16 protein-coding genes are annotated in these 16524 nt (G+C 63.8%); 13 read left to right on the forward strand and 3 right to left on the reverse strand.

Features of this window, described 5'->3' with window-relative positions; translation table 11 throughout:
- From Q0W88_RS07355 to Q0W88_RS07385, 7 genes are all read left to right on the forward strand, one after another.
- On the forward strand, positions 1–197 hold a 197-nt coding region (locus Q0W88_RS07355; RefSeq protein ID WP_297801721.1), incomplete at its 5' end, for an ATP synthase delta/epsilon chain alpha-helix domain-containing protein.
- Between the two features lie 97 nt (positions 198–294).
- Positions 295–1674 carry a bifunctional UDP-N-acetylglucosamine diphosphorylase/glucosamine-1-phosphate N-acetyltransferase GlmU gene (glmU, locus tag Q0W88_RS07360; protein WP_297801722.1) on the forward strand — a complete coding sequence of 460 codons (1380 nt, stop codon included), beginning with the start codon at positions 295–297 and terminating at the stop codon, positions 1672–1674.
- A 9-nt stretch (positions 1675–1683) separates the two neighbouring features.
- The gene (glmS, locus tag Q0W88_RS07365; RefSeq protein ID WP_297801723.1) at positions 1684–3510 is read left to right on the forward strand and encodes a glutamine--fructose-6-phosphate transaminase (isomerizing); all 1827 of its coding nucleotides are present in this window, start codon (positions 1684–1686) and stop codon (positions 3508–3510) included.
- Complete coding sequence (locus tag Q0W88_RS07370) at positions 3503–4363, forward strand: endonuclease/exonuclease/phosphatase family protein (protein WP_297801724.1); 861 nt, start codon at positions 3503–3505, stop codon at positions 4361–4363. The genes glmS and Q0W88_RS07370 overlap by 8 nt, the downstream gene beginning before the upstream one ends.
- Positions 4364–4425: 62 nt before the next feature.
- Positions 4426–5448, forward strand: a complete 1023-nt coding sequence (locus Q0W88_RS07375) for an ArsJ-associated glyceraldehyde-3-phosphate dehydrogenase (protein WP_297801725.1) — start codon at positions 4426–4428, stop codon at positions 5446–5448.
- Positions 5441–6664, forward strand: a complete 1224-nt coding sequence (gene arsJ / locus Q0W88_RS07380; RefSeq protein WP_297801726.1) for an organoarsenical effux MFS transporter ArsJ — start codon at positions 5441–5443, stop codon at positions 6662–6664. The genes Q0W88_RS07375 and arsJ overlap by 8 nt, the downstream gene beginning before the upstream one ends.
- Positions 6665–6678: 14 nt before the next feature.
- The gene (locus Q0W88_RS07385; RefSeq protein ID WP_297801727.1) at positions 6679–7257 is read left to right on the forward strand and encodes a TIGR00730 family Rossman fold protein; all 579 of its coding nucleotides are present in this window, start codon (positions 6679–6681) and stop codon (positions 7255–7257) included.
- 6 nt (positions 7258–7263) lie between these two features.
- Here the strand turns inward: Q0W88_RS07385 and Q0W88_RS07390 are convergent, their stop codons facing one another.
- Positions 7264–7746, reverse strand: coding sequence for a GAF domain-containing protein (locus Q0W88_RS07390; protein WP_297801728.1), 483 nt, complete (start codon positions 7744–7746; stop codon positions 7264–7266).
- A 31-nt stretch (positions 7747–7777) separates the two neighbouring features.
- On the opposite strand from Q0W88_RS07390, the gene bioD reads away from it, so the two are divergent.
- From bioD to Q0W88_RS07405, 3 genes are all read left to right on the forward strand, one after another.
- Positions 7778–8437 carry a dethiobiotin synthase gene (gene bioD / locus Q0W88_RS07395; RefSeq protein ID WP_297801743.1) on the forward strand — a complete coding sequence of 220 codons (660 nt, stop codon included), beginning with the start codon at positions 7778–7780 and terminating at the stop codon, positions 8435–8437.
- Between the two features lie 99 nt (positions 8438–8536).
- Positions 8537–9580 (forward strand): efflux RND transporter periplasmic adaptor subunit, encoded by a 1044-nt coding sequence (locus Q0W88_RS07400; protein ID WP_297801729.1) that lies wholly within the window; start codon positions 8537–8539, stop codon positions 9578–9580.
- Positions 9581–9595: 15 nt separating this feature from the next.
- On the forward strand, positions 9596–12658 hold the full coding sequence (locus Q0W88_RS07405) for an efflux RND transporter permease subunit (protein WP_297801731.1): 3063 nt from the start codon (positions 9596–9598) through the stop codon (positions 12656–12658).
- Between the two features lies 1 nt (position 12659).
- Here Q0W88_RS07405 and queD read toward each other — a convergent pair whose 3' ends face one another.
- Positions 12660–13016 carry a 6-carboxytetrahydropterin synthase QueD gene (gene queD / locus Q0W88_RS07410; protein ID WP_297801733.1) on the reverse strand — a complete coding sequence of 119 codons (357 nt, stop codon included), beginning with the start codon at positions 13014–13016 and terminating at the stop codon, positions 12660–12662.
- Between the two features lie 72 nt (positions 13017–13088).
- Here queD and Q0W88_RS07415 point away from each other — a divergent pair, with 72 nt between their 5' ends.
- Entirely contained in the window at positions 13089–14339 is a 1251-nt protein-coding gene (locus Q0W88_RS07415) for a molybdopterin molybdotransferase MoeA (RefSeq protein WP_297801735.1), read from the forward strand.
- Entirely contained in the window at positions 14318–14863 is a 546-nt protein-coding gene (locus Q0W88_RS07420; protein ID WP_297801737.1) for a molybdenum cofactor guanylyltransferase, read from the forward strand. The genes Q0W88_RS07415 and Q0W88_RS07420 overlap by 22 nt, the downstream gene beginning before the upstream one ends.
- Positions 14864–14891: 28 nt before the next feature.
- Here the strand turns inward: Q0W88_RS07420 and Q0W88_RS07425 are convergent, their stop codons facing one another.
- Complete coding sequence (locus Q0W88_RS07425) at positions 14892–15263, reverse strand: cell wall hydrolase (protein WP_297801739.1); 372 nt, start codon at positions 15261–15263, stop codon at positions 14892–14894.
- A 281-nt stretch (positions 15264–15544) separates the two neighbouring features.
- Here Q0W88_RS07425 and Q0W88_RS07430 point away from each other — a divergent pair, with 281 nt between their 5' ends.
- Complete coding sequence (locus Q0W88_RS07430) at positions 15545–16060, forward strand: DUF3016 domain-containing protein (RefSeq protein ID WP_297801741.1); 516 nt, start codon at positions 15545–15547, stop codon at positions 16058–16060.
- Positions 16061–16524 lie beyond the last annotated feature (464 nt).

The following is a 16524-nucleotide window of genomic DNA, read 5'->3' on the forward strand; positions in this document are numbered from 1 at the left end:
TCTCGGTGCTGGCCGATACCGCCGTGCGCGCCGCCGATCTGGATGAAGCCAAAGCCAAGCTGGCCAAGGAAGAAGCCGAGCGCGTGCTCGCCAACCGCTCCGAAGCCATGGAAATCGCCGAAGCCCAGACCAAGCTGGCCGAGGCCATGGCCCAGCTGCAGGCGCTCGAACGCCTGCGCAAGAACCTCAAGCACTGATCGGAACAAAACCGGCTTCGGCCGGTTTTTTTCTAAGCGGTATTCCTGTATTCAGCCGGCGTCGGCTCGGGCATAATAAAGGTCTGCGGGAGGCATCATGCAAAAGCCCTTACATGTCATCATTCTGGCCGCCGGCGAAGGCAAGCGCATGAAATCGCGGCGCCCGAAGGTGCTGCAGCGCATCGCCGGACGCCCCATGCTCGCCCACACCATCGCCACCGCCCGCGGGCTGGCCGCCCAAGGCATCCATGTCGTGTACGGCCATGGCGGCGATCAGGTCCGGGCCGCGTTCGCCACGCAGGCCGATCTGCATTGGGCCGAACAGGCCGAGCAACTGGGCACCGGCCATGCCGTGCTGCAGGCCATGCCCGGCGTTCCGGATGGCGCGCAGGTATTGGTGCTGTACGCCGATGTGCCGTTGATCACCGAAACCACGCTTCGCCAGTTGCTGGCCGCCGCCGAAGGCGGCACCGCCGTGCTGACCGAAACCCTGGACGATCCCACCGGCTACGGCCGTGTGTTGACCGATGCCGAGGGCCGGGTGCAGGCGATTGTTGAACAGAAGGATGCCGATGCCGCGCAGAAAGCGGTGCGGCAGATCAATACCGGCGTGGTCACTGCCGATGCCGCCATGCTGCGGCGCTGGCTGGCCGGTCTGGGCAATGCCAACGCGCAGGGCGAATACTACCTGACCGACATTTTCGCGATGGCCGCGGCCGAAGGCCAGCCGGCCAAGGCCGTGGGCTGCCTCAGCGCGGGCGAAGCCGACGGCGCCAACGATGCGCTGCAGCTGGCCGTGCTGGAGCGCCGCTACCAGCGCCGGCAGGCTGAAGCCCTGATGCGCGAAGGTGTGCGTTTCGCCGACCCGTCCCGGGTCGATATCCGCGGCTCGGTCAGCGCCGGCATGGATGTCGAAGTCGATGTCGATGTCGTGTTCGAAGGCCGCGTGGTGCTGCATGACGGCGTGCGCATCGGTCCGTTCTGCCGCTTGAAGGATGTCGAGCTCGGCGCCGGCACACTGGTGCACGCGCATTGCGATTTCGACGGCGTACAGACCGGCGCCGATTGCGTGCTCGGTCCGTTCGCGCGTCTGCGCCCGGGCACCGAACTGGCCGAAGGCGTGCATCTGGGCAATTTCGTTGAAAGCAAGAAAACCCGGATCGGCGCCAATTCAAAAGCCAACCACCTCACGTACCTCGGTGATGCCGAGATCGGTGCCAAGGTCAATGTCGGTGCCGGCACCATCACCTGCAATTACGACGGCGTCAATAAATCGCTGACTGAAATCGGCGACGGCGCCTTCATCGGCTCCAATTCCTCGCTGGTGGCCCCGGTGACGATCGGCGCGGGCGCCACCATCGGCGCCGGTTCGGTCATCACCAAGGACGCGCCGGGCGATACCTTGACCGTGGCGCGCGCGAAACAACTCAGTCTGAACGGCTGGCAGCGGCCCGCCAAGAAACCCAAATCACCCTAAGGACGTCATATGTGCGGCATTGTCGGAGCGGTAGCGGAACGGGATGTGGTGCATTTCCTGGTCGACGGACTCAAGCGCCTCGAGTACCGCGGCTATGATTCCGCCGGCATTGCGGTCATGTCCGACAGCATCAAGCGCGTGCGCCGCACCGGCCGCGTGGCCGAAATGGAAGCGGCGGCGCAGGCCGAGTCCCTGACCGGCCAGGTCGGCATCGGACACACGCGCTGGGCCACGCACGGCGGCGTCACCGAACTCAACGCGCATCCGCACATCAGCTCCGGCGAACTGGCGCTGGTGCACAACGGCATCATCGAAAACCACGAGCAGCAGCGCGAACGCCTGCGCGCGCTCGGCTACGTGTTCGAATCGCAGACCGATACTGAAGTCATCGGCCATCTGGTGCATCATTACTACGCCGAAAGCGGCGATCTGCTCACCGCCACCCGGCGTGCGGTCAAGGATCTGGAAGGCGCCTATGCCATCGCGGTCATCCACCGCAACGAACCCAAGCGCCTGATTGCCGCGCGCATGGGCTGTCCGCTGCTGGTCGGCTTGGGCGCGGGCGAAAACTTCATCGCCTCCGATGTCTCGGCGGTGCTGTCGGCCACCCGTGACGTCATCTTCCTGGAAGAGGGCGATGTGGCCGATGTGACCCTGGCCGGCGTGCAGGTTTATGACGCGGACGGCAAAGCGATTGCCCGGCCGGTGCATCAGTCGGATGTGTCGCTGGCTTCGATGGAGCTCGGCCCGTACAGCCACTTCATGCAGAAGGAAATCCACGAGCAGCCGCGCGCACTGGCCGATACCATCGAGCCGGTCATGGACGAAGGCTTTTCGCCGGCCCTGTTCGGCGAAGATGCCGAAACGCTGTTGGCCGATGTCCGTTCGGTGCAGATCCTGGCCTGCGGCACCAGCTACTACGCCGGGCTGACCGCGCGCTACTGGATGGAGGCCATCGCCGGCATTCCCTGCAGCGTGGAAATCGCCAGCGAATACCGCTACCGCGACGCCTATGCCGATCCGAAGCAATTGATCGTCACCATCTCGCAGTCGGGCGAAACGCTCGACACCATGGAAGCCCTGAAGTACGCCAAGAGCCTCGGTCAGGACAAGACCCTGTCGATCTGCAACGTGCAGGAAAGCGCGATTCCGCGCGCCAGCCGCATGGTGTTCTACACCCGCGCCGGCGCCGAAATCGGCGTGGCTTCGACCAAGGCCTTCACCACGCAATTGATCGCGCTGTTCGCGTTGGTCGGCACGCTGGCCAAACTGCAGGGCCGCCTGGATGCCGCGCGTGAGAAGGCACTGCTCGACGATCTACGCCTGCTGCCGGGCAGCGTGCAGGCCGCGCTCAACCTCGAACCGCAGATCATCGCCTGGTCCAGTCTGTTCGCGCCCAAGCACCATGCCCTGTTCCTCGGCCGCGGTCTGCATTACCCGATCGCGCTGGAAGGCGCGCTCAAGCTCAAGGAAATCTCCTACATCCACGCCGAAGCCTATCCGGCCGGCGAGCTCAAGCACGGCCCGCTGGCGCTGGTCGATGCCGACATGCCGGTGGTGGTGATCGCCCCGAACGACAGCCTGCTGGAAAAAGTGAAATCCAACATCCAGGAAGTGCGCGCCCGCGGCGGCGAGATGTTCGTGTTCGCCGATGCCGACAGCCACTTCAGCGATTCCGACGGCGTGCATGTCATCCGCACCCCTCGCCATGTCGGTCTGCTCAGCCCGATCGTGCACTCGATTCCGGTGCAGCTGCTGGCTTACCACACCGCCATCGCGCGCGGCACCGATGTCGACAAGCCGCGCAATCTGGCGAAATCCGTCACGGTTGAATAAGCCGGCGCCCTCCGGAACTTCCGGCGTCGCCCTGCTGCTGTGGGCGGCCCTGCTTCTGCCCGGCCTTGCCGCAGCCGCAGAAGCCCGGCTAATCAGCTACAACATCCGCTACGACACGCCGGCCGACGGCGTGAATGCCTGGCCGCAGCGGAAAGCAGCCGTGGCGGAGTTATTGCGTCAACACGCGCCGGATATCTTCGGCATCCAGGAAGCGCTGCCGCATCAGGTCAGAGAACTCGCGGCGGCGTTGCCGGACTACGCATGGCTGGGCGTCGGCCGCGATGCCGATGGCGGCGGCGAGGGCACGCCGGTGTTCTACCGCAAGGACCGTTTCACCCTGCTGCGCAGCGCCACCTTCTGGCTGTCGGAAACGCCGGACAAGCCCTCGCGCGGCTGGGATGCCGCGCTGAACCGGATCTGCAGCACCGGGCAGTTCGAAGCGATAGCGAGCCGGCGCCGGCTGTGGGTCATCAACTGCCATTTCGATCATGCCGGGCCAACGGCGCGTCTCGAGAGTGCGAAGCTGGTGCTGTCGCAGATCGAAAAAATCAATCCCGATGGCGAGCCGCTGGTGCTGATGGGTGATTTCAATGCCGAGCCGGAGTCGGCCCCGATGGTTCTGCTGAAGCAACACCTGTCCGATTCCCGCGACAGCAGCCGCAGTCCGCCAAGCGGACCGTCGGGAACCTTCAGCGGCTTTGCCGCGGGCGGCGCCGTGACCCGCCGCATCGATTATCTGTTCACCCTCCCGCAGGGGCCGGTTGAGGTGTTGCAGCATGCGGTGCTGGACGACGCCAAGGCGGGGCGTTATCCCTCCGACCATCTGCCGGTTTTGGTACGCATCCGTTATTGAACGCGCCGTCATGGCGCTGTCATATTTCCGTCATATAATCCGTATTATTTCGGGGTTTCAGCATGGCTCTACAGATTGGAATCAACGGCTTCGGCCGTATCGGACGCCTGGTGATGCGCATTGCCGCCGGCAACCCCGATGTCCGCGTAATCCACATCAACGATCCGGCCGGCGATGCCGGAACCCTCGCGCATCTGCTGAACTTCGACTCGGTGCACGGGCGCTGGAACCGCGAAGCGCAGGCCGCTGATGGCGCCATCCTGCTGGACGGACAGCGCATTGCGGTCAGCCATCACAAAGCCATCGCCGACACCGATTGGTCGGACTGCGATGTGGTGCTCGAAGCTTCCGGCAAGATGAAAACCAAAGCCGTGCTGCAGGCCTATCTGGATCAGGGCGTGAAGCGTGTGGTGGTCACCGCGCCGGTGAAGGAAGAGGGCGTGCTCAATGTGGTGATGGGCGTCAACGATGCCGCCTACAATCCGGCCCTGCACCGCATCGTCACCGCTGCGTCCTGCACCACCAACTGCCTGGCGCCGGTGGTGAAGGTCATCCATGAAGCGCTCGGCATCAAACACGGCTCGATCACCACCATTCATGATCTGACCAACACCCAATCCATTCTCGACACGCCGCACAAAGATTTGCGCCGCGCGCGTGCCAGTGGTCTGAACCTGATTCCGACCACCACCGGTTCGGCCACCGCCATCACCCACATTTTTCCCGAGTTGAAAGGCAAACTCAACGGTCATGCCGTGCGCGTGCCGCTGGCCAATGCCTCGTTGACCGATTGCGTGTTCGAAGTGGCGCGGCCGACCACGGCCGAGGAAGTCAATGCGCTGCTGAAAGCCGCCGCGGAAGGCCCGCTGAAAGGCATTCTTGGTTATGAGCAGCGCCCGCTGGTGTCCAGCGATTACAGAACCGATCCGCGTTCGAGCATCATCGATGCCCTCTCCACCATGGTGGTGAACGGCACGCAGGTGAAAGTGTATGCCTGGTACGACAACGAGTGGGGCTATGCCAACCGCAGCTTCGAGCTGGCCTTGAAGGTCGGTCACAGCGATCACGCCACTCCGCATGGCTAAGCCGGCCCTTAGCACGGAGATCAAGCAGTACCTCACGGTCACCGGCAACTACTGGGCGTTCACGCTGACCGACGGCGCGCTGCGCATGCTGGTGGTGCTGCATTTCCATGATCTGGGCTACAGCCCGCTGCAGATCGCCTTGCTGTTCCTGTTCTATGAAATCTTCGGCATCATCACCAATCTGTTCGGCGGCTGGCTGGGCGCGCGCTGGGGCTTGAACCGCACCATGAACGCCGGTCTTCTGCTGCAGGTGTTGGCCTTGGCCATGCTGCTGGTACCGGCCGCAGCCTTGACCGTGCCGTGGGTGATGGCGGCGCAGGCCTTCTCGGGCATCGCCAAAGACCTGAACAAAATGAGCGCGAAGAGCAGCCTGAAATTCCTGGTGGCCGATCATGCCCGGAACCGGCTCTATCGGTGGGTGGCCCTGCTGACCGGATCGAAAAACGCGCTCAAAGGCGTCGGGTTCTTCCTCGGTGGCCTGTTGCTCAGCGTGTTGGGATTCCAAGGTGCTGTGGGCGCTATGGCAGCCGCGCTGCTGCTGGTGTGGATCGCCAGCCTGTTTCTGCTGCGCGGCGATCTGGGCAAGGCCAAGGCCAAACCGAAATTCACCGAGCTGCTGTCGAAAAGCCGCGCCGTGAACATCCTCTCGGCCGCGCGCCTGTTTCTGTTCGGCGCCCGCGATGTCTGGTTTGTGGTCGCCCTGCCGGTGTTTCTGGGTACGCAGCTGGGTTGGGATCACTGGCAGGTCGGCGGCATTCTGGCGCTGTGGGTCATCGGCTACGGCATCGTGCAGGCCCTGGCGCCGGCCATCACCGGGCGCCGTCAGGCCTCACACGCCCCGGACGGCCGGACCGCGCTGCATTGGGCCTTGCCTTTGGTGTTGGTGCCGGCCGGCATGGCTTTGGCGCTGGCGCAGGGTGTTTCCGCCACCGGCGTGCTGATGATCGGCTTGGCCGTGTTCGGCGTGCTGTTCGCCGTGAATTCCGCCCTGCACAGTTACCTCATTCTCAGTTATGCCCGCGAGGATGGCGTGTCGCTGGATGTCGGTTTCTACTACATGGCCAATGCCATGGGCCGATTACTCGGCACGGTATTGTCCGGTTGGATTTTCCAGGCCCAGGGGCTGGCTGCCTGTCTGTGGGTCTCCGCCGGCCTGTTGGCGCTGGCGGCGCTTATCGCCCGCGCGCTTCCGAGGCATAATAAGGCTTCCGTTTAAGCGAGTGCCTGTCCATGCGTATCTGCGTTTATGCCGCGTCCAGCGCGCAAGTCCATCCCGAATTCCAGGCCGCCGCATTCGCCATGGGCGAAGAAATCGCCTTGGCCGGGCACAGTCTGGTGTATGGCGGCGGTTCCACCGGCCTGATGGGCGCCGTAGCCAACGGCGCGCTGAAGCACGGCGGTGAAGTGATCGGCATTCTGCCGAAATTCATGGCCGATCTGGAATGGGGCCATCCGGGCCTGACCCAATTGCAGCTGGTGGAAGACATGCGCGAGCGTAAACACCGGCTGCTGACCGACTCCGACGCGGTCATCGCTTTGCCCGGCGGCTGCGGCACGCTCGAGGAACTGTTCGAGGCCATCACCCTGAAACGGCTCGGCATCTATTTCAATCCGATTGTGCTGCTCAACACCCGCAATTTCTATGCGCCTTTGCAGCTGTTCATGGATCAGGTGATTGCCGAGAAATTCATGAATCCGGAACACACCGCGATGTGGTCGCTGGAAGATTCAGCCGCCGATGTGCTGCCGCGCATTCTGGCCACGCCGAAGTGGCGCGAAGATGCCCGCGATTATGCGGTGGTGCGTTAAGCCGTTTCAGTCGCTGCCGGCGCAGAACAGCGCGGCGATGGTTTCGAACGCGGCTTTGTCGGTGTCATCGAAGCGGTTCAGCACCGGGCTATCGACATCCAACACACCGATCAGCGCGCCGTCTTTGATCAGCGGCACCACGATTTCCGACTGCGAAGCCGAATCACAGGCAATGTGGCCCGGGAAGGCATGCACATCCGCAACCAACTGGGTTTCGCGGCTCTGCGCCGCCGTGCCGCACACGCCCTTGCCGAGCGCGATGCGCACGCAGGCCGGCAGGCCCTGGAACGGCCCGACAATCAGTTCGCCCTGTTCGAGAAAATAAAAGCCGAGCCAATTCACGTCCGGCAGGTGATTGAACAGCAGCGCACTCAGGTTGGCGGCATTGGCCACGCGGTGGCGCTCGCCGTGCAGCAGGGCCTGGCACTGGGCGATCAGTTGTTGGTATTGTTCGGCTTTACTGCCGGAAAGCGGGCTGGCGGTGAACATGGCGGTTTCCTTTTGCGGTATTTTAGGCGATATGCAGACCCTGGATGTGAACTTCCTATCACCGGAAACCGGTGTGTTCGTGACCGGCACCGATACCGGTATCGGCAAAACCCATGCCAGTGCCGCGCTGTTGCGGGCCCTGCGCCTTGCCGGCCGGCGCGTACAGGGCATGAAGCCGGTCGCCAGCGGTTGCGAGCGCGTTAATGGTGCCTGGCGCAACGAGGATGCCCTGATGCTGATCGACGCCGCCGCCAGCACGGCCGATTACGCGTGGGTCAATCCGTATGCCTTGCCGACCCCGACCGCACCGCAGCTGGCGGCGGCCGAAGAAGGCGTGGTCATCGCTTTGCCGGTGATTACTGCCGCCTACAGAAATCTAGCCGCACAGGCCGATACGGTGCTGGTGGAAGGCGTCGGCGGCTGGCTGGCACCGCTGAGCGATGCTCTGGATCAATCCGATCTGGTGCAGGCCTTGGATCTGCCGGTGCTGCTGGTGGTCGGTCTGCGCCTGGGCTGCATCAATCATGCGCGACTGAGCGAGCACAGCATCCGCGCCAACGGCTGCCGTCTGCTCGGCTGGCTGGGCAATGCCGTGGAACCCGGGTTCGATGCCGATGGCCGCTATTTCGAGGCCCTGCAGCGCAGCATGGCTTCGCCCTGCCTCGGACGCCTGCCGTTCCACGGTGCATGACTTCCGACCCATGCGCCGGGGCCACCGATCCTTTTAAATAAGGCATAGCGCATAGGCGCTATAATGGACGTCTTGCGGCGGGGAATTCTGGAGAACATCATGCGCGTCATTCTGGCCATCCTGTTGATGGTATTGCTGTCCGCCTGCGGCAAAGATTCGCCACAAGGCGGCCCGCCCGGTGGCGGCATGCCGCCGACCCTGGTGGAAACCGTCAAAGCCGAAACCCGGCCGCTGTCCGATCGCATCGAGGCGGTGGGCAGTCTGCGTGCGCTGGAATCGGTCACCGTGCGTCCGGAAGTGGCCGGCAAGCTGGTGCGCATCCAGGTCGCCGAAGGCCAGACCGTGGCCGCCGGCACGCTGCTGTTCGCGCTGGATGGCGACATCGCCCGCGCCGAAGTCAACGAAGCCATGGCCTCCGTACGCGCCAGCGAACGCAACCGGCCGCGCATCATCGAGCTGGCTTCCAAGCAACTGATTTCCAAATCCGATGCCGATGCGGCCTTGGCCACCTCCGAAATCAACAGCGCGAAATTGGCTTCGGCCAAGGCGCGTCTGGCCAAAACCGAAATCCGCGCGCCGTTCGAAGGCGTGGTCGGTCTGCGTCAGGTCAGCGTCGGTGAATACGTCAACGCCGGCCAGGCCTTGGTGGAATTGGTGCGTCTGGATCCGCTGGAAGTGGAATTCCAGATTCCGGAAACCCAGGCCGCGCGTTTGAATGCCGGCCAAAGCGTCAGCGTGCAGACCGAGGCCTTCCCGGGTGAAGCCTTCACCGGCAGCATCAGCGCCGTGGCGCCGAGCGTGCAGGTGTCCGGCCGCAGTGTGGCGGTGCGTGCGCGCTTGGCCAATGCCGAAAAGAAACTCAAGCCCGGCCAGTTCGCGCAGGTGCAGGTGGCCTTGGCCGCGGCCGCGCCGGTGCTGATGGTGCCCGAGCAGGCCATCTGGCCGAGCGGCGAGCAGAAGATGGTGTATCGGGTGAAGGCCGGCAAAGCCGAGCTGGTGCCGGTCACGCTGGGTCTGCGCGAACCGGGCTGGGTCGCGGTCACCGCAGGCCTTGCTGCCGGCGATGAAGTGATCACCGCCGGACAGCAGAAACTGTTTCCCGGCGCCCCGGTGATGACCGCCAAACCCGCCGCCGCCAAATAACCGGGAATAACCGCCATGGTGCTCTCCGATCTTTCCATCCGCCGGCCGGTGCTGGCCATCGTGGTCAATCTGGTCATTCTGCTGATCGGCGTGATCTGCTACGACCGCCTGGCCGTGCGCCAACTGCCGAACGTGGACGTGCCGGTGGTGACCGTAGCCACCGGCTATCCGGGCGCCAACGCGCAGGTCATCGAATCGCAGATCACCAAACCGATCGAAGACACGCTGTCCGGCATCGAAGGCATCGACTACATCCAGTCGGTGTCGCGCGCCGAATCCTCGCAGGTCACCGTGCGCTTCAAGCTCGACCGCGACGCCGATGCCGCCGCCTCCGACGTGCGTGACCGCGTGGCGCAGGCCCGCGGCGCCTTGCCGGAAGAAGCCAGCGATTCGATCGTGCAGAAGCAGGAAGCTGATGCCCAGCCGATCATCTATCTGGCGTTCTCGTCCGACCGCCACTCGCTGGTGGAAATCGCCGATTACGCCAACCGCATCGTCAAGGACCGGGTGCAGACCATTCCCGGCGTGGCGCAGGCGCAGGTGTACGGCAGCCGCTACGCCATGCGGGTCTGGCTGAATCCCGAACGCCTGGCCGGTTACGGCATGGCGCCGTCCGATGTCGAGTCGGCGCTGCGCGCGCAGAATGTGGAAATTCCGGCCGGCCGCGTCGAAGGCCTGCAGCGCGAGTTCACCGTGCTGTCGGAAACCGATCTGAAAACCCCGGAGCAGTTCGCGCAGATCGTGCTCGGCAACCGCAACGGCTATCTGGTGCGTCTGGGCGATGTCGCCCGGGTCGAACTCGGCGCCGATTCGGCGCGCTTCCGCGCCCGCTTCAACGGCAAGAACGCGATTCCGCTCGGCATCGTCAAGCAGGCGGTGGCCAATCCGCTGGAAATCTCCACAGCCATCAAGACCATGCTGCCGCAGATCACCCGCGCGCTGCCGGCCGGCATGAAGGTCGAGGTCGCCTACGATTCCACCATCTTCATCGAAAAATCGATCAGCGAAGTGTACGCCACCGTGTTCGAGGCCATGCTGCTGGTGGTGCTGGTGATCTTCCTGTTCCTGCGCAACTGGCGCGCGGTGCTGATCCCGATCGTGACCATTCCGGTGTCGCTGATCGGTGCGTTCGCCATCATGTACATGCTCGGCTTCACCATCAACATCCTCAGCCTGCTGGCGATGGTGCTGGCCATCGGCCTGGTGGTGGACGACGCCATCGTGATGCTCGAGAACATCTACCGGCACATCGAAGAAGGCATGTCGCCCTTGCAGGCGGCGTTCAAGGGCAGCAAGGAAATCGGCTTCGCCATCATCGCCATGACCCTGACCCTGGCCGCGGTGTATCTGCCCTTCGCATTCTCGACCGGACGCACCGGAAAACTGTTCATTGAATTCACCCTGACCCTGGCCGGCGCCGTGCTGGTCTCGGGCTTCACCGCGCTGACCCTGTCGCCGATGATGTGCTCGAAACTGCTGCGTCACGAAACCGAACACGGCCGTTTCTATCTGTGGGGCGAGCGCATGCTGACCTCGCTCGATAGCGGGTACCGGCGTGTGCTGGCGCGTGTGCTGTCGCTGCGCAAGCTGATGGTCATCGCTGCCGTGGCGGTATTCGGCGCCGCCGTCCTGCTGTTCACCCTGCTGCCGAAGGAACTGGCGCCGCAGGAAGACCAGGGCCTGATCATCGGTTTCGCCAGCGCGCCCGAAGGCGCCACCATCGACTACACCGACGGCTACGCCAAGCAGATGGAAAAGGTGTTCGAGAACGTGGTCGAGCGCGACCGTTCCTTCGTCATCGTCGGTTTCGGCGAAGTCACTTCCGCCATCGGCTTCGTCGGCCTGAAGGATTGGGACGAGCGCGCGCGCACCGCGCAGCAGATCGCCGGCAGCCTGTTCCCGCAGTTCATGGGCATTTCCGGCCTGATGGCGTTCCCGGTCACGCCGCCGCCGCTCGGCCAGGGCGGTTTCGGTCAGCCGGTCAGCTTCGTGGTGCAGACCACCGGCACTTGGGAAGAGCTGGACGGCACGGTCAAGAAACTGCTGACCAAGATGCAGGAAAATCCCAAGCTGACCAATCCGGACACCGATCTGAAATTGAACAAGCCCGAGCTGCGCGTGCTGATGAACCGCGACAAGATCGCCTCGGTCGGCACCGATGTCGGCACGGTCGGCCGCACCCTGGAAACCATGCTCGGCGGCCGCAACGTGACCCGCTTCAAGAAGGGGTCCGAACAGTATGATGTGATCGTGCAGGTCGATGACGGCCTGCGCCGCACCCCGGAATCGCTGGCCAACATCTACGTGCGCGGCAGCGACGGTCTGGTGCAGATGAGCAATCTGGCCACGGTGTCGGAAACCGTGGCGGCCAAGGAACTCAACCACTTCAATAAAATGCGTTCGGCGGTGATCAGTGCCGGCTTGGCGCCCGGCTATTCGCAGGGTGAAGCGCTGAGCTGGATGGAGAACGCCCTGCAGCAGGTCGCGCCCGGTGCGCAGTACGATCTGGACGGTCAATCGCGCGAGTACCGCGAATCCGGATCCAGCACCGCGGCCCTGTTGGGGCTGGCGCTGGTGTTCATCTATCTGGTGCTGGCCGCGCAGTTCGAGAGCTTCATCGATCCCTTCGTGATTCTGGTTTCGGTGCCGCTGGCGGTGTTCGGCGCGTTCCTGTGTCTGGTGCTGCTCAATACCGGTGCCGGATTCGGTTTCTGGAACGCCACCGGGTCCTGGAACATCTACACCCAGATCGGCGTGGTCACGCTCATCGGTTTGATTTCCAAACACGGCATCATGATCGTCGAATTCGCCAACCAACTGCAGGAGCAGGGCAAGGGCAAACTGGAGGCGGTGGTGGAATCGGCCACGCTGCGTCTGCGTCCGATTCTGATGACCACCGGCGCGATGGTGCTCGGTGCGGTGCCGTTGGCGCTGGCCTCGGGTGCCGGCGCGGAAGCGCGTCACCAGATCGGCTGGGTCATCGTCGGCGGTTTGAGCATCGGCACGGTGTTCACCCTGCTGGTGGTGCCGGTGGTGTATTTACTGCTGGCGCGCAATCACCGCCCTGCGGCGGCGTGAGTCAATCGCCCCGGTACCGACACCCCGACGTGCAGGTTTCGTGCACCCACACCTCGCTCAGTGCCGGCAGGGCCGGTTTCAGTTCGTTCCAGATCCAGCGTGCCAGATTCTCGCTGGTTGGATTTTCCAGACCGGGCACGTCGTTCAAGTAGTGATGGTCCAGCCGCGCATAGATCGGCTGGAAGGCCGATTTGATCTCGGTGAAATCCATGATCCAGCCGGTGTGTTCGCCGGGCGTGCCGGCCACGAACAGTTCCACCAGAAAGGAATGGCCGTGCAGGCGCGCGCACTTGTGCCCGTCCGGCACGTTCGGCAGACGGTGGGCGGCTTCAATGTGGAATTTCTTGTAGATTTCCATGCGGCGGACTGCTCAAATGACCGCCGATAGCATAGCATTAAAGCCCCTGATGCCCCTTTATGCCGGAGCCCCGTGATTTCCTTCGAGCAGGCCCTTGCGGCCGTGCGCCAACGCGCCGGCCCGCAACCCGATGTGTTGCTTGCGGCCGATGCCGCGCTTGGCCATGTGCTGGCTGAAGACTGCATCGCCACCGAATCCCTGCCCGGTTTCGATAACGCCGCCATGGACGGTTTCGCGCTGAGCGCCGCGCATCTGGCGCTGCCGCCCGGCACGCCGATTGCCCTGCACGGCGTGCAGGCCGCCGGTGACGCGCGCTTTACGCTGGGCGCTGCCGCCTGCCGGATCATGACCGGTGCCGTGGTGCCCGAAGGCACCGCCACCGTGGTGCCGGTGGAGGACGCTACGGTGCAGACCGCCGCCGATGGTTCGCAGACAGTGGTGTTGACCGCGCCCGCCAGCGCCGGCATGCACATCCGCCGCGCCGGGGAAGACGTGCCGGCCGGAACGGCGGTGCTGGCCGCCGGAACGCGCCTGCTGCCGCAGCACCGGATGCTGCTGGCCGCCTTGGGCATCAGCGAGGTGCGCGTGCGCGCGCCGGTGCTGGCCGCGGTGCTGTGCACCGGTGCCGAACTGGTGGACGATCACGCCGCGCTTGATGATGGCCAGATCCGCAACAGCAACGGACCGTATCTGCGGGCTGCGCTGCCGGCCATGGGCGCCACGGTGGCGCTGTACCGCCGACTTCCGGATTCCTCCACCGCCTACGTAGAAGCCGTGCGCGCGGCCGAACAGGCCGGCTGCCGGATCATTGTCAGTACCGGCGCGGTGTCGATGGGTGTGCACGATTTCGTGCCGGACGCCCTGCGCGCGCTGGGCGCCGAGGTGGTGTTCCACAAACTGCAGATGCGCCCGGGCAAACCGACCCTGTTCGCGGTGCTGCCCTCGGGCGCGCTGCTGTTCGGTTTGCCGGGCAACCCGATGTCCTGCGCGGTGGGTGCGCGTTTTTTCGTGCAGGCCGCGCTGCGCCAAATGCAGGGCCTGCCGCCGGAACGGCCGCTGCGCGCCGTGCTGCAGGCGCCGGTGCGCAAAAAACCGGGCTGGACCCTGATCCAGAAAGCCGCGCTGGCGGTGTCGGACGACGCCCAGCTGCAGCTGCGCGTGCTGGCCGGGCAGGAATCCTTCCGCATTCAGCCCTTTGCGCAGGCCAATGCCTGGGCCGTGCTGCCGGAAAGCGACACCGCACTTGAAGCCGGCCGCGTGTTGGCGTGTTACCCGCTGCAACCGGCGCTTGTGGAATGGCCATGCGTCCCTGTATCGGCCTGATTCTGGCCGGCGGCCGCTCACAGCGCATGGGCGAAGATAAAGCCCGGCTGCCGCTGGCGCACAGCGATCTGCTGGCCTGGCAGGTGGCGCGCTTGGCGGATTGTTGCGATCGGATTGTGGTCAGCGGCGATTACCCCGAACATGATGCCGTGCCCGATGTGCTGCCCGGCCTGGGCCCGCTGGCCGGCTTGCATGCGGCCGCGCTGCGCTTCCCGGATGCCGCGCTGTGGGCGCTGCCGGTGGACATGCCCGGCCTGCGCCCGGAACGCCTGCAGGCGCTGCGCCAGCAGGCCGCGCCCGCGTTTTATGGCGAGTCGCCCTTGCCGGCCTGGTTTCCGGATACCGAGGCTTTGGCGGCGGCCATTACCGCCATGCTGGCCGCCGCGCCGCGTGAATTGGCCATCCACCAGCTGCATGCGCGCCTGCACAGCCAGGCCTTGCCGGCCCTGCCAGCCCAGGAGCAGGCCAACCTCAACACGCCCGAGGACTGGGCCGCGTTCCGCCGGGCCGTGGCCGCGCCATAAAAAAACCCCGCCGAAGCGGGGTTTTTGATCAGTGGTTCAGCGCGTAGAAGATGTGGTTGCCGATGGTGTAGCGCCGGCTGAGCCGGTTCGACCACTTCGGGGCCACATAGGTGGCGTGGAAGAACAGCACGTTGTCGCGCTTGGCGGCCATGGCCTCGCGCGCGGCCAGCTTGGTTTCCCGGCTGACCGGCGTGTTCAGCGCGGCGTCGTTGCCTTTGTACCAGGAGAACTGCTTCTTCTGCTTGACCACGGCGCACACGCTTTTCGGGAAGGCCGGGGCGGCCACGCGGTTCAGCACCACATTGCCCACGGCCAGCTTGCCGGCCAGGCTTTCGCCTTTGGCTTCATGGTGGATGGCGGCCTCGAGGCAGCGCACTTCGGCGGGGGGTAAATCAATCATGATTTGCTCCTTGACGTCTTTGGGTTTTCACGGGGGGAGCCAGACCCGGCAAATGAGGCCGGTCGGTACTGGCGGGGGTGCCGCGTGTTGCGGGTGGCACCGGAAATGGGGGTAGCGGCAGTTCGGCCGTTGCGATAAGTGGATGTATTTTGATGGTTTTTTGCTGAACGGCAGGTGAAGTAGGCTATTTTTTGACCACTGAACCTGAACCGTTTTTCACCCTGAGCCGGCTTTACCGGCGTAGGATTGGGGGTACTGGACTGATTCCGGAGGGAAAACCCATGAAAACCCCGATCGCGCTACAAACCGCTGTTTTGGCCCTGGTTTTGGCGGTTCCGGCCGCCGCAATGGCCGGCGAAGCCAAAATGAGCCTGCACAATCCCGATAAATTCACCGACATCAAGCCCGGCAATGGCACCGACAAGAGCTACCGCAAGGGCATCGAGCGCGCCTTTGGCGAGGAACTGAGCAAGTCGGCCAAGGCCCTGCCGGCCGGGCAGACCCTGGAAGTCACCTTCACCGACATCGATCTGGCCGGCGAGGTGGATCCGGTGGAGATGCCGGGCGGCTACCAGCTGCGCCTGCTCAAGGATGTCTATTTCCCCCGGCTGGAATTCGATTACCGCGTGCTGGATGCGTCCGGGGCGGTGGTTTCCGAACAGAAGGGCGTGGAGCTGAAGGACATGTCGTATCTCAGCATGGGTTCGCGCACCGCCAGCAGCAGCGGCGAGTTCTATTATGAAACCAAGATGCTCCGGGAGTGGTTCAATAAAACCCTGCAGCCCAAGGCGCAGTAAATCAAAACCCGCCGGTTTTTAACAGCAAAGCTGTTCAAGGCGGGTTTTTTGTGGGGGCAGCTGTCCGCTTGAATTAGTCGTTAGGTGCCATCATCCGCATGCTTATTACGCAGAAGTAAAAGTTTACGAATACTGACAAAAACCCACGTTAGGGATAAGGCGCCGAGAGTAATGCTTCCATATAAATTGAAGCGAGTTGCGCTATACGGGTGTTCTGGGAAGCTTGAAAGCCATGCGGTTTGTATAAACCACATGAATGCGTAACCTAATGCCAGAATCCCGAAGACTAACCAGAGCCAGATCCATCCGTTGCTGGTACGTTTTCTCATGGCACCTAACGATTGAATTAAGCGGCAGCCGGCCGCGACAACATAAGTTTACTCATATTTCGGGGCAGCTGTCCGCTTGAATGATTAGTTAGGTGCCATTGCGCGATCTAAATCGAAAGTATGCGATGGAGAGAT

Source organism: Arenimonas sp. GDDSR-1, assembly GCF_025980345.1.
Classification (GTDB): Bacteria; Pseudomonadota; Gammaproteobacteria; order Xanthomonadales; family Xanthomonadaceae; genus Arenimonas.